General features: G+C 64.8%; 16 protein-coding genes. 8 read left to right on the top strand and 8 right to left on the bottom strand.

All coding sequences use genetic code 11. The annotated features are described in order from the left end of the window. Window positions 1–97: 97 nt before the first annotated feature. Both WDZ97_RS10970 and WDZ97_RS10965 read left to right on the top strand, forming a co-directional pair. On the top strand, window positions 98–325 hold the full coding sequence (locus tag WDZ97_RS10970) for a sulfurtransferase TusA family protein (protein WP_019919427.1): 228 nt from the start codon (window positions 98–100) through the stop codon (window positions 323–325). Between the two features lie 35 nt (window positions 326–360). Beyond that, window positions 361–1,065, top strand: coding sequence for a glutathione S-transferase family protein (locus WDZ97_RS10965; protein WP_425762761.1), 705 nt, complete (start codon window positions 361–363; stop codon window positions 1,063–1,065). Window positions 1,066–1,155: 90 nt separating this feature from the next. Here WDZ97_RS10965 and WDZ97_RS10960 read toward each other — a convergent pair whose 3' ends face one another. The 4 genes from WDZ97_RS10960 to WDZ97_RS10945 are packed head-to-tail and all read right to left on the bottom strand — an operon-like array spanning window position 1,156 to window position 6,635. Next, on the bottom strand, window positions 1,156–4,098 hold the full coding sequence (locus tag WDZ97_RS10960; protein WP_425762760.1) for a valine--tRNA ligase: 2,943 nt from the start codon (window positions 4,096–4,098) through the stop codon (window positions 1,156–1,158). A gap of 29 nt (window positions 4,099–4,127) precedes the next feature. After that, entirely contained in the window at window positions 4,128–4,718 is a 591-nt protein-coding gene (locus WDZ97_RS10955; protein WP_425762759.1) for a hypothetical protein, read from the bottom strand. Further along, a complete protein-coding gene (locus WDZ97_RS10950) occupies window positions 4,715–5,134 on the bottom strand; it encodes a DNA polymerase III subunit chi (RefSeq protein ID WP_425762758.1) in 420 nt (139 codons plus the stop codon). The genes WDZ97_RS10955 and WDZ97_RS10950 overlap by 4 nt, the downstream gene beginning before the upstream one ends. Window positions 5,135–5,141: 7 nt before the next feature. Then, window positions 5,142–6,635: a leucyl aminopeptidase gene (locus tag WDZ97_RS10945; RefSeq protein WP_425762757.1), complete on the bottom strand. Its 1,494-nt coding sequence runs from the start codon at window positions 6,633–6,635 to the stop codon at window positions 5,142–5,144. Window positions 6,636–6,761: 126 nt separating this feature from the next. Between WDZ97_RS10945 and lptF the strand changes: the two genes are divergently transcribed. Together lptF and lptG are read left to right on the top strand one after the other, a co-directional pair. Continuing rightward, window positions 6,762–7,844: an LPS export ABC transporter permease LptF gene (gene lptF / locus WDZ97_RS10940; protein ID WP_020163605.1), complete on the top strand. Its 1,083-nt coding sequence runs from the start codon at window positions 6,762–6,764 to the stop codon at window positions 7,842–7,844. 3 nt (window positions 7,845–7,847) lie between these two features. Then, a complete protein-coding gene (gene lptG / locus WDZ97_RS10935) occupies window positions 7,848–8,921 on the top strand; it encodes an LPS export ABC transporter permease LptG (protein ID WP_425762756.1) in 1,074 nt (357 codons plus the stop codon). 9 nt (window positions 8,922–8,930) lie between these two features. Here lptG and WDZ97_RS10930 read toward each other — a convergent pair whose 3' ends face one another. The 4 genes from WDZ97_RS10930 to WDZ97_RS10915 are packed head-to-tail and all read right to left on the bottom strand — an operon-like array spanning window position 8,931 to window position 10,856. After that, a complete protein-coding gene (locus WDZ97_RS10930) occupies window positions 8,931–9,362 on the bottom strand; it encodes an RDD family protein (protein WP_020163607.1) in 432 nt (143 codons plus the stop codon). A gap of 53 nt (window positions 9,363–9,415) precedes the next feature. Then, window positions 9,416–9,868 carry a DUF3106 domain-containing protein gene (locus WDZ97_RS10925; RefSeq protein ID WP_425762755.1) on the bottom strand — a complete coding sequence of 151 codons (453 nt, stop codon included), beginning with the start codon at window positions 9,866–9,868 and terminating at the stop codon, window positions 9,416–9,418. Continuing rightward, window positions 9,868–10,293 (bottom strand): DUF3619 family protein, encoded by a 426-nt coding sequence (locus WDZ97_RS10920; RefSeq protein WP_425762754.1) that lies wholly within the window; start codon window positions 10,291–10,293, stop codon window positions 9,868–9,870. Before WDZ97_RS10920 ends, WDZ97_RS10925 begins: the two co-directional genes overlap by 1 nt. After that, a complete protein-coding gene (locus tag WDZ97_RS10915) occupies window positions 10,290–10,856 on the bottom strand; it encodes an RNA polymerase sigma factor (RefSeq protein ID WP_081629060.1) in 567 nt (188 codons plus the stop codon). Before WDZ97_RS10915 ends, WDZ97_RS10920 begins: the two co-directional genes overlap by 4 nt. 138 nt (window positions 10,857–10,994) lie before the next feature. On the opposite strand from WDZ97_RS10915, the gene WDZ97_RS10910 reads away from it, so the two are divergent. The 4 genes from WDZ97_RS10910 (at window position 10,995) to pssA (ending at window position 15,508) form a co-directional block, all read left to right on the top strand. After that, window positions 10,995–12,704 (top strand): acetolactate synthase 3 catalytic subunit, encoded by a 1,710-nt coding sequence (locus WDZ97_RS10910; protein ID WP_019919415.1) that lies wholly within the window; start codon window positions 10,995–10,997, stop codon window positions 12,702–12,704. Window positions 12,705–12,858: 154 nt separating this feature from the next. Then, window positions 12,859–13,350 carry an acetolactate synthase small subunit gene (ilvN, locus tag WDZ97_RS10905; RefSeq protein WP_019919414.1) on the top strand — a complete coding sequence of 164 codons (492 nt, stop codon included), beginning with the start codon at window positions 12,859–12,861 and terminating at the stop codon, window positions 13,348–13,350. Window positions 13,351–13,416: 66 nt separating this feature from the next. After that, complete coding sequence (ilvC, locus tag WDZ97_RS10900) at window positions 13,417–14,433, top strand: ketol-acid reductoisomerase (protein WP_008062093.1); 1,017 nt, start codon at window positions 13,417–13,419, stop codon at window positions 14,431–14,433. 295 nt (window positions 14,434–14,728) lie between these two features. Beyond that, complete coding sequence (pssA, locus tag WDZ97_RS10895; RefSeq protein WP_020163612.1) at window positions 14,729–15,508, top strand: CDP-diacylglycerol--serine O-phosphatidyltransferase; 780 nt, start codon at window positions 14,729–14,731, stop codon at window positions 15,506–15,508. The last annotated feature ends 48 nt before the right edge of the window (window positions 15,509–15,556 follow it).

Below are 15,556 nucleotides of genomic sequence, written 5' to 3'. Positions count from 1 at the left end.
CCAGGCGGATGACGACCGGGCGCCCGGACTCGAAGCCGTGGCGTTGATCACCGCCGCGACAGCGGGTATAAACGCCGCTCCAAGCACGGGGTGAAACATGGAATTCGACAAGGAACTGGATGCGCGTGGCCTGAACTGTCCGCTGCCCATCCTGCGCACCAAGAAAGCGCTGTCTGAACTGAGCAGCGGTCAGGTGCTGCGCGTGGTGGCGACCGATCCGGGCGCAGTGCGCGATTTCGAGGCGTTCGCGCGGCAGACGGGCAACACCCTGCTCGACAGCGGCGAAGCGAACAAGGAATTCTTCTTCCTGCTGCGACGCAAGTAAGCGCAGCGGCCGGCGCCAGAATAACGGGGGGAAACATGATCCGTCTTTTCCAGTTTCCCCCGGCGATGGGCCTGCCCAATGCGAGCGGCTTCTGCCTGAAGCTCGAAACCTGGCTGCGCATGGCCGGGCTGCCCTACGAGAACGTCTACACGATGAATCTGGGCAAGGCGCCCAAAGGCAAGCTGCCGCACATCATCGACGACGATGGCACCGTGCTCGCAGACAGCGGGCTCATCATCGATCACCTGAAACGGCGCCACGGTGTGGCGCTGGACGACCACCTCGACCGCAACCAGCGCGCGCAATCGCTGATGCTCCAGCGCACGCTGGAGGAACACGCCTACTGGTGCGTGCTCCATTTCCGCTGGGCCGACGACCGTTACTGGCCGGCCACGCGCGACGCCTTTTTCGGTGGCATGGGGGCGCCGTACAAGTGGTTCGTGCCGGCGCTCGCGCGCGGCGGCATGGTGAAGCAGGTGAAGGCGGCGGGTGTCGGCCGGCATACCGCCGACGAAATCACCGAAATGGGCATGCGCGACATCGACGCCGTCGCCACCGTGCTCGGCGACAAACCTTTCGTGTTCGGCGAGCCCTCCAGCATCGACGCGACCGCCTACGGCATGTTGGCGAACGTCGTATTCGTCGATGTGGACATTCCGTTCAAGCGGCTGATCGAGCGCGACTATCCGTCCATCGTGCACTACTGCGAGCGGATGAGGGAGGTTTATTGGAGGGGCTAGGGGTCAGGGACTGGGGACTAGAAAAGTTTCCGGGCGGCTTCGCCGCCCGCAATCCGCTAGCCCCAAACCCCTAGCCCCCAGCCCCTCGCGTCACACCAACCGCCCCAGCTGCTCTTCCAGCTTGACCAGCAGATCGCCGAAATCGGCGAGGCGCTTGCGCTCCTGATCGACCACGGCGGCCGGGGCGCGGCCGACGAAGCTCTCGTTGCCGAGCTTGGCTTCGCATTTCGCGATCTCGCCCTTGACGCGGGCAATCTCCTTGCCGACGCGTTCGCGTTCAGCGGCGACGTCGATCTCGATCTTCAGCATCAGACGGAAATCGCCCACCACCTGCACCGGCGCCGGCGAATCGGGCAGCGCATCGCCCACCGCCTGCACTTCGCTGAGCTTGGCGAGCGCGGCCAGGTAGGGCGCATAGCCACGGATCGCCTCGGTTTTGCCGGCGGCCAGCAGCGGCACCTTGGTCGCCGGCGACACGCCCATTTCGCCACGCAGGCTGCGGCAGGCGTCGATCATGGTCTTCAGTTCCGCCACCCAGGCGTCGGCGGTCGCGTCGATGCGGCTCAGATTGGCCTGCGGGTAGCGCACCAGCTGGATTGACTCGCCGTCCTTGCGATCGGCCAGCGGGGCCACCGTCTGCCACAGCTCTTCGGTGATGAAGGGAATGAGCGGGTGAGCCAGACGCAGCACGGTTTCGAGCACGCGTAGCAGCGTGCGACGGGTGGCGCGCTGCTGGGCCGGTGTGCCGTTCTGGATCTGCACCTTGGCCAGTTCAAGATACCAGTCGCAGTACTCGTCCCAGACGAAACGGTAGATCGCCTGCGCCACCAGGTCGAAGCGGTAGTCGCCGAACTGCTTCTCGACTTCGGCCTCGACCCGCTGCAGCTCGCTGACGATCCACAGGTCGGGCGCCTGGAAGTGCAGCGGGCCGTCCGGGCCGCAGTCTTCGTTGCACGGCGCCATGCCGCAGTCCTGGCCTTCGCAGTTCATCAGCACGAAGCGGGTGGCGTTCCACAGCTTGTTGCAGAAGTTGCGGTAGCCCTCGCAGCGCTGCATGTCGAACTTGATGTCGCGGCCGGGGCTGGCGAGCGAGGCGAAGGTGAAGCGCAGCGCGTCGGTGCCGAAGGCGGGGATGCCGTCCGGAAACTCCTTGCGCGTGCGCTTCTCGATCTGCTCCGCCTGCTTTGGATTCATCAGTCCGGTGGTGCGCTTCTTCACCAACTCGTCGAGTGCGATGCCGTCGATCAGGTCGATCGGGTCCAGCACGTTGCCCTTGGACTTCGACATTTTCTGGCCTTCCGCGTCGCGGATCAGGCCGTGCACATAGACGTCGCGGAACGGAATCCGGCCGGTGATGTGGGTGGTCATCATGACCATGCGTGCCACCCAGAAGAAGATGATGTCGAAACCGGTCACCAGCACCGACGACGGCAGGTAGAGGTCGAGTGCCGGATTGCTCTTCTCCGGGTTGCCCGGCTCCCAGTCCGGTGTCCAGTCCAGCGTCGAGAAGGGCCACAGCGCCGACGAATACCAGGTGTCGAGCACGTCCTCGTCGCGCTTGAGCAGCGGCAGGTTTTCCTTGATCGCGTAGTTGCGGCCGACCTCGGGCAGCGTGTCGCCGGACATTTCGCGCGCCATTGCGGTGGCGACGGCGAGGCGCTTCAGGTCCGGGTTCGATTGCGCGAGGTGCTCGAAATACTTCTGGTAGGCCTCGGCCTCGGAATGCGCGACGAACACGTTGCCCTGCTCGTCATACCAGGCCGGAATCTGGTGGCCCCACCACAGCTGGCGCGAGATGCACCAGTCCTGGATGTTGTTCAGCCACTGGTTGTAGGTGTTCACCCAGTTTTCCGGGTGGAAGCGGATCTCGCCGTTCGCCACCACGTCGAGTGCCTTCTGCGTGATGCTCTTGCCGTCCTTGCCCGGCTTGCTCATCGCGACGAACCACTGGTCGGTCAGCATGGGCTCGATCACGGCATTGGTGCGGTCGCCGCGCGGCACTTTCAGCGTGTGCTTGTCGGTCTTCTCCAGCAGGCCGGCTGCTTCGAGGTCGGCGACGATGGCCTTGCGCGCGGCAAAGCGGTCGAGGCCGCGATATTTCTCCGGCGCGTTGTCGTTGATCTTCGCATCCAGCGTCAGGATGGAAATCATGGTGAGACCATGACGCTGGCCGACCGCGTAGTCGTTGAAATCGTGCGCCGGGGTCACCTTGACCACGCCGGTGCCGAATTCGCGATCGACGTAGCTGTCGGCGATGACCGGAATCTCCCGGTCGGTCAGGGGCAGCTTCACGGTCTTGCCGATCAGCGCGCTGTAGCGTTCGTCCTCCGGATGCACCATGACGGCGACGTCGCCCAGCATGGTTTCGGGACGGGTCGTGGCCACGGTCAGATGCCCGGAACCATCGGCCAGCGGATAGCGGATGTGCCACAGCGAACCGGCTTCCTCTTCCTGCACCACTTCGAGGTCGGACACCGCGGTGCCCAGCACCGGGTCCCAGTTCACGAGGCGCTTGCCGCGGTAGATCAGACCTTCTTCATGCAGGCGGACGAAGGTTTCGGTGACGATCCTCGACAGGCCTTCGTCCATCGTGAAGCGTTCGCGCGTCCAGTCGGGCGAGGTGCCCAGACGGCGCATCTGGCGCGTGATGGTCGAGCCGGAAAATTCCTTCCACTCCCACACCTTCTTCACGAACGCCTCGCGGCCGAGGTCGTGGCGCGAAATGCCCTGGGCGTCGAGTTGGCGCTCGACCACGATCTGGGTCGCGATGCCCGCGTGGTCGGTGCCCGGCTGCCACAGCGTGTTGTCGCCGCGCATGCGGTGGTAGCGCGTGAGCGCATCCATCAGGGTCTGGTTGAAACCGTGGCCCATGTGCAGCGTGCCGGTGACGTTCGGCGGCGGCAGCAGGATGCAGAAGTTGGGCTTGTTCGGGGTGTCGGTGTCCAGGCCGGCAGCGAAATAGCCGCGCGATTCCCACTCGGGGTACCAGCGGCGTTCGATGTCGGCCGGTTCGAAGCTCTTGGCCAGCGTCATGACGGGTCTGCGTGGATGCAAACCCGCGATTATAGGGGCTGGTCGGGCTGGTCCGATGGTTCGACCGTGGCGTTGAGCACGGCCTGGCTGCGGTTTTCGATGTCGGCGGCGATGGATTCGCGCAGATCGAGCACCGCCTGTTCGCGGATGCGGGTCGTTGCGCTCTGCAGTGCGGCACCCAGCGCCGCTTCGATCGCCACCTGCATTTCGATGCTGACCAGGGTGGGCAGGGCGGTGGCGCACCAGTCGTCGATGCGGCTCTGGATCAGTGCGGGCAGGTCGGAAAACTGCCGCGAAAGCGCGTCGGAGGTCGTCTGCTGCAGACGTTCCCGGACTTCGGTGCCGACCGAGCGCGCAACCTCTCCGGTGACGCGTTCGGTCACTTCCGCGGTGACCCGTTCGGTGACCTCGGCCGTTACGCGCTCCGTGACCTCCGCAGTCACCGCAGCAGTGATTTCTGCGCTGCGGTCCTCGGGTTCCGGCACCAGGGTGTCGAGATCCACTTCCTCGGTCAGCAGCGGGATGCCGTCGTCCACCACGGCCGGGGCGACCCGGCCGGCAACGAAGGTGCGGCTGCGCCGCATCAGCGAATCGGCTCGGCCGATCAGGTCGTCGCTCATGCTTCAGCCTTTCGTGTCTGCATGTCGAATCCGCCCTGCCGGTAGCGCACGAAGCGCGTGCGCGCCGGGTCGCGGTCGGCAGGGTCCTGACTGACGATCTCGACGATGTGCGCGCGCTGCTCGAAGCCGGCTGGCACGTCGTGCGACATATTGAGCAGTACCGCGTCGGCCGGGGCCGACGCCGGATCGCGGCCGATGCGCACCGGCGTCGCGTCGCTCAGCGGGTGGCCGTCGCGCACATGCGGGATGAAGGCCAGCGGCTCGAACACCCACAGCATCTGATCGAGCCGCGCGGCCAGCGCGTCGTTGTCGCAATGTATCCACACGCGACGCCCGGCGGCATGCCACTGCGCCACCAGCGCGCAGGCGTGGCGCAGCTTGTCGGGCGCGTCGTGGTGGAATTCGGCGACCGCCATGCGTGCCTCAGAGCTTGCCGGCGCGTTCGAGCAGGAAGTGGGTCAGCAGCGGTACCGGACGACCGGTGCCGCCTTTTTCCTTGCCGCTCTTCCAGGCGGTACCGGCGATGTCCAGATGCGCCCACTTGAACTTCTTCGCAAAACGGGCAAGGAAGCAGGCGGCGGTGATCGACCCGGCGGGGCGGCCACCGATATTGCCCATGTCGGCGAAGTTGCTCTTCAGCTGCTCCTGATAATCCTCCCAGATCGGCAGGCGCCAGGCGCGGTCCCAGGCGGTCTGGCCGGCGGCCAGCAGTTCGTCGGCCAGCGCGTCGTCGTTGGCCATCAGGCCGCTGGTGACGTGGCCCAGCGCGATGATGCAGGCGCCGGTCAGCGTCGCGATATCGATGACGCAGGCAGGCTCGTAGCGCTCGGCGTAGGTCAGCGCGTCGCACAGGATGAGCCGGCCTTCGGCGTCGGTATTCAGGATTTCTATGGTCTGGCCGGACATCGACTTGACCACGTCACCGGGCCGCGTGGCTGCGCCGCCCGGCATGTTCTCGGTGGTCGGGATGAGGCCGATCACGTTCAGTGGCAGCTTCATCGCGGCCAGCGCCTGGAAGGCGCCGAGCACGCTGGCGGCGCCGCACATGTCGTACTTCATCTCGTCCATGCCTTCGCCCGGCTTCAGCGAAATGCCGCCGGTGTCGAAGGTGATGCCCTTGCCGACGAGCACGATGGGCGCCTCGTTCTTCTTGCCGGCGCGGTACTCCATCACGATGAACTTGGGCGGCTGGCGCGAGCCGGCAGCGACCGACAGGAATGAACCCATGCCCAGCTTCTGAATGTCGGCGCGGTCGAGCACGGTGACCGCGATGTCCGACTTCTTGCCCAGTTCGAGCGCCTGTTCGGCGAGATAGGTCGGCGTGCAGACGTTGGGCGGCAGGTTGCCGAGCGTCTTGGCGAGTGCCATGCCGTGGCCGATTGCCTCGCCTTGGGCCAGTGCTTCGGCAGCGGCTGATGCCGCGGTTTTCTTGGGCAGCGTGAAGCCGAGTGCGGCCAGTGCGCGCGATTCGTCCTTCTTGTTGCGGGCGTGCGTGTCGTAGCGGTAGAGCACGTCGAGTGCAACGATCGCCGCCTGGCGCAGCGCACCGGCCGTGCCGACCTTCCGCGGGGCGACTTCGGCCAGCGTGCTCACTGCGTCGCTGGCGCCGGTGTCGCGCAGCGCACGCACGCTGGCGGCAACCGCGTCGCGGTATTCCTTGAGACCGAATTCCTTTTCCTTGCCGAGGCCGACCAGCAGCACGCGTTCGGCAGCGATGCCCGGCAGCTTGTGCAGCAGCAGCGTGCTGCCGGACTTGCCGTCCATGTCGCCGCTGCCGAGGATGTCGGCGATGCGGCCCTTGCTGGCGGCGTCGAGAGCCGCGGCTGCCGCGCCCGGTTTGCGCGACTCGAACACACCCACGACCAGGGCGCCGGTGCGCAGTTTCTCGGGGCTGCCGCTCTTTATGCTAAATTCCACCCGCTTCTCCTCTATCAGTTCGCGCTGCTTCAAGTCGTCCGATTATCGGCGTGAAGCCGCGCGCGAGTCAAAAAAGAACGGCCTGACGCGCTTTTGCGCGAAGGCGTTCCGCACGGAGCCCCAGGCTTGATCTTCCAGCGCGCCGCCCTGCGCGAATTCGCCAGTACTGCCTTGACGGTGTTCGTCGCGCTGTTCGCGATCGTGCTGTCCACCCAGCTCGTGCGCCTGCTCGGACAGGCGGCCGGCGGGAAAGTGGCATCGGAAGCGGTGATGGCGCTGCTCGGCTTCGGCGCGCTGCGCTATCTGGGCGTGATCCTGTCGCTGACGCTGTTCATATCGGTGTTGCTGGCGATGTCCCGCAGCTGGCGGGATTCGGAAATGGTGGTGTGGTTCGCCACCGGTCTGCCCCTGTCCGCCTGGGTGCGGCCGGTGCTGCTGTTCGCGCTGCCGATGGTGATCGCGGTCGGGGTGCTGTCGCTGTATCTGGCACCGTGGTCGCAGGTGAAAAGTGCCGAATTCCGCACCCGCATGAGCAACCGCGACGACGTGGCGCAGATGTCGCCAGGCAGCTTCCGCGAGTCCTCGCAGGCCAACCGGGTGTTCTTCGTCGAGAGTGGTGACGGCACCGATGGTGCGGTCAAGAACATCTTCGTCAGCACGACCGACAAGGGCAAGGTCGGCGTCATCGTGGCCGGCGACGGCTACACGCAGACGATGGAGTCCGGCGACCGCTTCGTCGTGCTACTGAACGGGCGCCGCTACGAGGGCGAACCGGGCAGCCCGGAGTACCGCGTGATGGAATTCGAACGCTACGCGGTGCGGATCGAAACGAAGGAGGCGCAGGGCGTCGAATCGCGCCCCTACCTGCTGACGGTCGAGGAACTGCTGGCCGATCCGACGGCGCCGAACATGGGCGAGTTGGCTTTCCGCATCGGCCTGCCGATCGCTGCACTCAACCTCGCTCTGCTCGCAATTCCGCTGTCTTTCGTCAATCCGCGCGCGGGGCGTGCCAACAATCTGCTGATGGCGCTGCTGATCTATCTTGTCTACTCGAATCTGCTGAGCATCACCCAGGCCTGGGTGTCGCAGGGCAAGCTGTCCTTCGGCGGCGTGCTGTGGACGCTGCACGGCGGCATGTTCCTGCTGCTGGCCGGCATGTTCGCCTGGCGCATGTACGGCCACCTTCCGCGCACCTGGCTGGGCCGCTGACCGATGCTGATCCACGAACGTTACATCCGCCGTGAAGTCGCCCTGGCCACGCTGCTGGTGCTGGCGGCCTTCCTCGGGCTGTTCGGTTTCTTCGACCTGATCAACGAGCTGGACAATCTCGGGCGTGGCAATTACGGCCTGCAGCACGCGGTGATGTATACCGTACTGACCATGCCCGGTCGCGTGTACGAAACACTGCCGATCGCGGTGCTGATCGGCGCGCTGTACTCACTGACCACGCTGTCGCGCCATTCGGAGATCACGGTGCTGCGTGCCTCGGGGATGTCGACCGGCCGCATCCTGCGTCTGCTTGCACGCATCGGCCTGCCCTTCGTGCTGCTCACCTTTGTCACCGGCGAGTTCATCGCGCCGCCGGCCGAGCGCGCGGCGCAGGAACTGAAGCTGTCCGCCCGTTCGCAGCTGCTCACCGGCGAGTTCCGCAGTGGCTTCTGGGTGAAGGACGGTTACGATTTCGTCAATATTGGCAGCGTCACGCCCGAGGGCATGCTGCGCAAGATCCGCATTTTCGAATTCAACGACAGCCGCGAACTGCTGTCCGTCCTGGAGGCGGCAAGCGGCGGTTACGAGGCGACTGCCGGATGGGTGCTCACCGATGTCAGCCGCACCGACTTCTCGGAGAACGGCGCCAAAGTGAGCGAGTCGGACACGCTGGTGTGGGATTCCGATCTCAGTCCGGACGTGATGAGCGTGATGCTGGTCGTACCCGAGCGGATGTCGGCGTGGAAGCTCTGGCACTACATCCGGCACCTGTCGGATAACAGGCAGGAGACCGGCCGCTACGAAATCGCGCTGTGGAAGAAATTCAGCTATCCGCTTGCCTGCTTCGTCATGCTGGCGCTCGCGCTGCCCTTCGCCTACATGCACAACCGCAATGCGGCGGTCAGCATCAAGGTGTTCACCGGCGTGATGATAGGCGTGCTGTTTCACATGCTGAACGGCCTGTTCTCGAACCTCGGTGCGATCAACTCGTGGCCGCCTTATGCGGCGGCACTGACGCCCGGCTTCCTCTTCGTGTTCGCCGCGGCGGCCATGCTGTGGTGGGAAGACCGCCGTTGAGCGGTCCGTCTACTTAATGCGTATCACCCGGGTGCCGGCCAGTCTGTCGTGCAGGAACTGGCGGTCGCGGTCAAAAAGCGCCCAGAACAGTCCGACACCGCAGAACAGCAGCGACGGCCAGCTCAGCAGATAGCGCGCGAGCGCGCGCTTCAGTTCGGGCGGCCTGTCCTGCGTGGCGTCGACGACACGTATCCCCCAGGTCTGCATGGCCAGTGTCTGCCCGCCACGGCGCCAGTAATGAACGAAGTACAGGCCAAGCAGCAGCAGGATGTGCAGCCAGGCAAACCAGCCTTGCGGCGCGAGTTCGAAGAACAGTCCAACGATCAGATAGGGCAGCATGAAGCCCGCCGCCAGCACGCCAAGCAGCAGCAGGGATTCGTAGAGCAGCGATGCGAGGCGCCGGCGCAGGCCGGCCGCCGGATAACGGGTCGTTTCTGACATGTGGAAGCGGTGCGGCGTGGCCGCATGAAGAATTGGACGGCGAAGCTGCCTGCTTATTTGCGGACCGGCGTTGCGGCCGCCGCGCCCGGCGCCTTGGTGCCCGGGCGTTGGGCCGCGCCGAGCCGGCTGCGTTCCTCGGGCGACAGCCCTTCGTAGGCCTCCCATTGCCGACGCAACGTTTCGCGTTGGTCGGCGGGCATTGCCTGCAGGCGCTTGTAGCGCTCGCGTGCCTCGATACGCTCCTGCGGCGTCAGGCTGCCCCAGTAGCTCATGCGCGCGCGCATCCGCGACTGTTCTTCCACCGTCATCGACGGATAGCGGGCGGCGAGGTCGAGCCATTTGCGACGGCGTTCGGCGTCGAAGCTGTCCCAGTCGGCTGCCAGCGGCGACAGGATGGCCTGTTCAGCCTGATCGAGCTGATGCCAGCCCGGCGCCCGGGTCTGTGCCGACGCGCCGGCGCAGGCGAGGGTGGCTGCAAGCAGCGCACCGGCAAACTTGCGTCGCATCAGGATCTGCCCTGGCTGTCGAGCCAGGCTCCGAAACCGCGATCGAGGTAGGCGTCGATGGGCAGGTCATCGGTCAGCAGGGCGCTGTCGATATCGAGGGATTCGTTGAAGCGCTCGTCCTGCGATTGCTGGCTGGCCAGGGCGGCGATCAGTGCGAGCATCAGAATGCCGACGGTCGGCGCCAGTCCGTCGCGCAGCCATCCGCCGCCGAGATTGCCCGGCAGGCCGGCGAAACGGGGCAGCCATGCCAGTCGGCGACGCGGCGTGGCAGCAGCCAGTGCCCGCTCGCGTGACTGGCGCAGGCGGAACACGATGTCGGGGGGCAGTTCGGTGCAGGAGGCTTCGAGCGCCGCGTGCACGCGCTGGCCGATCGCGGCCTCGTCGGTCGCCGCGGACGGAAATGTCGTTCGAACGGTGGATTTCATAGCTTGATGCCACGCAGTTTGAGGGCGGCAGCGAGCGCGTGGGTCGCGCGCGAGCAATGCGTCTTGACGCTGCCTTCCGAACAGCCCATGACGGCGGCCGTTTCGGCAATGTCCAATTCTTCCCAGTAACGCATCAGAAAAGCTTCGCGTTGACGCGTCGGGAGGCGGGATATTTCACGCTCTATCAGAGCCATCACCTCGCTCTGTTCGAGGTTCTGCTCCGGCGTACGACCCAGTTCCGACGGCTCGTCGATCACCATGTTGTCGAGCGGGTCGTAATCGTCGTCCTCGTCGGAGCCGGTAAAGGACGACAGCAGCGTGGTCCAGGTCGAGCGCACCTTGCGCCGCCGGAACATGTCGCGGATCACGTTCTGCAGGATGCGCTGGAACAGCATCGGAAACTCTTCCGCCGGGCGGTCGGCGTACTTTTCCGCGAGCTTCATCATCGCGTCCTGCACGGCATCGAGTGCGGATTCGTCGTCGCGCAGCGCGAATACGGCCTGTTTGAAGGCGCGCCGTTCGACCGCGGCGAGAAAGCCGGAAAGTTCTTCGCGAGATGCCAGGATGTGTCTTTCTCAGGGTGGGTGGCGATCGCTGCGGAGCGGGCGGTCAGGCCCGTGCGATGCCGAAAATGCCTTGACCGGGAACTGTGCGACAGCTACCCTTTGCGGCTTTTCCGGAATTTTTTTACAGGTGTGGCGATGCTTTTGACCGGAGCGGAAATTGTAGTCAGGTGCCTTGCGGAAGAAAAGGTCGAGTATGTTTTCGGCTATCCGGGCGGCGCCGTGCTGTACCTGTACGACGAGCTTTTCAAGCAGGACAAGGTCCGGCACGTACTGGTCCGCCACGAGCAGGCAGCGCTGCACGCGGCCGACGCCTATTCGCGCTCGACCGAGCGCGTCGGCGTTGCGCTGGTGACTTCCGGCCCCGGTGTGACTAACGCGATCACCGGCATCGCGACCGCCTACATGGATTCGATCCCGATGGTGATCATTTCCGGTCAGGTGCCGACCGCGGCCATCGGTCAGGATGCCTTCCAGGAGTGCGACACGGTCGGCATCACCCGTCCCTGCGTGAAGCACAACTTCCTGGTCAAGGACGTCAAGGACATCGCCACGACCATCAAGAAGGCCTTCTATATCGCCAAGACCGGCCGTCCGGGCCCGGTGCTGGTCGATATCCCGAAGGACATCACGATGGCCAAGGCCGAGTTCGATTATCCGAAGTCGGTCACGATGCGTTCCTATAACCCGATCACCAAGGGTCACCAGGGTCAGATCAAGAAGGCCGTCCAGCTGCTGCTGGAAGCCAAGCGCCCGATGATCTACGCCGGTGGCGGCGTCATCCTGTCCGACTGTTCGGAAAAGCTGACCAAGCTGGTGCGCACGCTCGGTGCCCCGTGTACCAACACGCTGATGGGCCTGGGCGCCTATCCGGCGACCGACAAGCAGTTCGTCGGCATGCTGGGCATGCACGGCAATTACGAAGCCAATATGGCGATGCAGTACTGCGACGTGCTGATCGCCGTGGGCGCTCGCTTCGATGACCGCGTGATCGGCAACCCGGCCGACTTCGCCCGTGTTGCGCGCAAGATCATCCACATCGACATCGACCCGTCGTCGATTTCCAAGCGCGTGAAGGTGGACGTGCCCATCGTCGGCAATCTGCCGGACGTGCTGGACGACATCCTGCGCCTGCTCGATGCGTCGAACGACCGCCCCGACAAAGAAGCGCTCGGCGAGTGGTGGAAGCAGATCGAGGAATGGCGCCGTCGCGACTGCCTGAAGTACAAGCAGAGCGACGAAGTGATCAAGCCGCAGTTCGTGGTCGAGAAGCTGTGGGAAGTGACCAAGGGCGACGCCTTCATCACGTCCGACGTCGGCCAGCACCAGATGTGGGCGGCCCAGTACTACAAGTTCGACAAGCCGCGCCGCTGGCTCAATTCCGGCGGTCTGGGCACGATGGGCGTGGGCATTCCCTACGGCATCGGCGTGCAGCTTGCCCATCCTGGCTCGCCGGTGGCGGTGGTGACCGGTGAGGGTTCGGTGCAGATGAACATCCAGGAACTGTCGACCTGCAAGCAGTACCGCATTCCGCTGAAGATCTGCAGCCTGAACAACCGGTATCTGGGCATGGTCCGCCAGTGGCAGGAAATCATCCACGGCAACCGCTATTCCGAGTCCTACATGGATTCGCTGCCCGATTTCGCCAAGCTGGCCGAGGCCTATGGCCACGTTGGCATCCGTGTCGAGAAGCCGGGTGACGTCGAGGACGCGCTGCGCGAGGCCTTCAAGCGCAAGAACGATCTGGTGTTCATCGATTTCCAGGTCGATCCGACCGAGAACGTGTATCCGATGGTGATGGGCGGCAAGGGTCTGACCGACATGATCCTGTCGTCCGAGGACCTGTAACGCATTACCCCGACACTGTCGTGCGCGGACCCCGGCAGCCATGCGTCGCCGGGTCCGCCTGACGGACTTACCGGTCTGTCAGGCAGCGGGCACCGGCCTCCGGCAGCCCGTCTTCGCGGCGGCGGTTCCTGATTTCCAGAAAGAGGCGCTCGCAATGAGGCATGTCATTTCCGTACTGATCGAGAACGAAGCGGGCGCGCTGTCGCGCGTGTCCGGCCTGTTCTCGGCGCGTGGCTACAACATCGAATCGCTGACCGTGGCACCGACCGAAGACGGTTCGTTGTCGCGCATGACCATCATTTCCACCGGCTCGGACGACATCATCGAGCAGATCACCAAGCAGCTGAACAAGCTGATCGAAGTGGTGAAGGTGGTCGACCTGTCGGAAGCTGCGCACATCGAGCGCGAGCTGATGCTCATCAAGGTGCGCGCCACCGGCAAGGACCGTGAAGAACTGAAGCGCGTCGCTGACATCTTCCGCGGCCGCATCATCGACGTGACCGACTCGACCTATGTGATCGAACTGACCGGCAACACGGCCAAGCTTGATTCCTTCGTCGGCGCGATCGACAGTTCGCTGATCCTGGAAACCGTCCGCACCGGCGTCGCCGGCATCGGCCGCGGCGACCGCATCCTGCGTCTCTGATCCGCACACCGCATTCCGCTCCAGCCCGCAGCACCGCATAAACCTACACAGCACAAGGGAAAACCCATGAAAGTCTTCTACGACAAGGACGCAGACCTGTCCCTGATCAAAGGCAAGAAAGTCACCATCGTCGGCTACGGTTCGCAAGGCCATGCCCACGCACAGAACCTGTCGGATTCCGGCGTCAAGGTCACGGTCGGCCTGCGCAAGGGCGGCGCGTCGTGGAAGAAGGCGGAAGGCGCCGGCCTGAAGGTGAAGGAAGTGGCCGACGCGGTGAAGGGTGCCGATCTGGTCATGATCCTGCTGCCGGACGAGAACATTCCGCAGGTTTATTACGGCGACGTCGAGCCCAACATCAAGAAGGGCGCGACCCTGGCGTTCGCCCACGGCTTCAACATCCATTACAACCAGGTCATCCCGCGCGAAGACCTGGACGTCGTCATGGTCGCCCCGAAGGGCCCGGGCCACACCGTCCGTTCCGAGTACCTGCGCGGAGGCGGTGTGCCGTCGCTGATCGCCGTGTACCAGGACAAGTCGGGCAAGGCGCGTGACCTCGCGCTGTCGTACGCGGCTGCGAACGGCGGTACCAAGGGCGGCGTGATTGAAACCTCGTTCCGCGAAGAGACCGAAACCGACCTGTTCGGCGAACAGGCCGTGCTGTGCGGTGGTCTGGTCGAGCTGATCAAGGCCGGTTACGAAACGCTGACCGAAGCCGGTTACGCGCCGGAAATGGCCTACTTCGAGTGCCTGCACGAAGTGAAGCTCATCGTCGACCTGATCTTCGAAGGCGGCATCGCCAACATGAATTACTCGATCTCGAACAACGCGGAATACGGTGAGTACGTCACCGGCCCGCGCGTGATCGCCGGCGAAGCCCGTGCCGCGATGAAGGAATGCCTGGCGAACATCCAGAATGGCAACTACGCCAAGAACTTCATCCTCGAAGGCCGGACCAACTATCCGGAGATGACCGCACGTCGTCGCCTGACCGCCGCCCACGAGATCGAGAAGGTTGGTGCGCAACTGCGCGGCATGATGCCGTGGATCACCAAGAACAAGCTGGTCGACCAGTCGAAGAACTGATTGGCGTCCCGCCTGGCCCGGCGGTTCCGGCACATCCGTGCCCGGGCCGCCGGGCCTTTTGCATTCCGGGCCGGGCAATGCGGGGTGTGCGAGGGGCACTCGCGTCATCATCGGACGCTTCCGCGATGCGCGTCATCCTGATACGTTCGGGGCGGCTCGCAGCCTGTCGTCAGTTCGCGGCGCCGGGGCGCAGTCTGTCCATGAAGCGGGCGTCGCGAGCATCGGGGGCCGAACTGGCCTGAAACGCAAAAACCGTGCGGCGGTGATCCCGCGCATGGTTCTTCGGAGTGAATGCATGTCCGAATACGACCCGCAATACATCAAGCCTGCCGATCCGGTGAAACGCCGGCGCGGCATCTACATCCTGCCCAACCTGTTCACGACGGCGTCGTTGTTCGCAGGTTTCTACGCCATCGTGCAGGCGATGAACGGACGCTACGAGTACTCGGCGGTCGCCATCTTCATCGCCATGGTGCTCGACGGTCTCGACGGCCGTGTCGCGCGACTCACCCATACGCAATCGGCCTTCGGCGCCGAGTTCGATTCGCTGTCCGACATGGTGTCCTTCGGTGCCGCCCCGGCCCTGATCGCCTATGAGTGGGCCATGCGCGGTCTGGGCAAGTGGGGCTGGATCGCCGCCTTCATCTACTGCGCCGGCGCAGCGCTGCGCCTGGCCCGCTTCAACACCAATCTGGGTACCGTGGACAAGCGCTACTTCCAGGGTCTGCCCAGCCCGGCCGCTGCGGCGCTGGTGGCCGGCCTCGTCTGGGTGGCGACGGACAACGGCTACACCGGACCGGACATGCGCTGGGCGGCCTTCGTCATCACGCTGTTTGCCGGCCTGACCATGGTGAGCAACGTGAAATTCTGGAGCGGCAAGGACATCAACCTGCGCCGCAGCGTGCCCTTCATCGTCATTTTCGGCTTCGTGCTGGCCTTCGTCGCCGTGTCGGTCAACCCGCCGGTGGTGCTGTTCAGCCTGTTCGTTGCCTACGGCCTGTCCGGCTACGTCATGTGGCTGATCCGCTTCTCGCGGCGCAAGCCGCAACTGCCACCGACGCCACCGGAGGCCTGAGCCGGCACGCCGTTGTCGCGGCGCGACCCGGCGACTATATTCGCGACC

Origin of the sequence: Methyloversatilis sp. MC4-4, assembly GCF_049843555.1 — a bacterium.
GTDB lineage: Bacteria > Pseudomonadota > Gammaproteobacteria > Burkholderiales > Rhodocyclaceae > Methyloversatilis > Methyloversatilis discipulorum_B.
Note: the sequence above shows the minus strand (reverse complement) of the source record. Positions and strands in the feature narration are given on the sequence as shown.

Bases quoted from the DNA above. Each gene is read 5' to 3' on its own strand.
- lptG (WP_425762756.1), top strand. From the start codon at position 7,848: ATGCTGATCCACGAACGTTACATCCGCCGTGAAGTCGCCCTGGCCACG.
- pssA (WP_020163612.1), top strand. From the start codon at position 14,729: ATGTCCGAATACGACCCGCAATACATCAAGCCTGCCGATCCGGTGAAA.
- ilvN (WP_019919414.1), top strand. From the start codon at position 12,859: ATGAGGCATGTCATTTCCGTACTGATCGAGAACGAAGCGGGCGCGCTG.
- WDZ97_RS10970 (WP_019919427.1), top strand. From the start codon at position 98: ATGGAATTCGACAAGGAACTGGATGCGCGTGGCCTGAACTGTCCGCTG.
- WDZ97_RS10910 (WP_019919415.1), top strand. From the start codon at position 10,995: ATGCTTTTGACCGGAGCGGAAATTGTAGTCAGGTGCCTTGCGGAAGAA.
- WDZ97_RS10965 (WP_425762761.1), top strand. From the start codon at position 361: ATGATCCGTCTTTTCCAGTTTCCCCCGGCGATGGGCCTGCCCAATGCG.
- WDZ97_RS10930 (WP_020163607.1), bottom strand. From the start codon at position 9,362: ATGTCAGAAACGACCCGTTATCCGGCGGCCGGCCTGCGCCGGCGCCTC.
- ilvC (WP_008062093.1), top strand. From the start codon at position 13,417: ATGAAAGTCTTCTACGACAAGGACGCAGACCTGTCCCTGATCAAAGGC.
- WDZ97_RS10960 (WP_425762760.1), bottom strand. From the start codon at position 4,098: ATGACGCTGGCCAAGAGCTTCGAACCGGCCGACATCGAACGCCGCTGG.
- WDZ97_RS10920 (WP_425762754.1), bottom strand. From the start codon at position 10,293: ATGAAATCCACCGTTCGAACGACATTTCCGTCCGCGGCGACCGACGAG.
- WDZ97_RS10955 (WP_425762759.1), bottom strand. From the start codon at position 4,718: ATGAGCGACGACCTGATCGGCCGAGCCGATTCGCTGATGCGGCGCAGC.
- WDZ97_RS10950 (WP_425762758.1), bottom strand. From the start codon at position 5,134: ATGGCGGTCGCCGAATTCCACCACGACGCGCCCGACAAGCTGCGCCAC.
- WDZ97_RS10925 (WP_425762755.1), bottom strand. From the start codon at position 9,868: ATGCGACGCAAGTTTGCCGGTGCGCTGCTTGCAGCCACCCTCGCCTGC.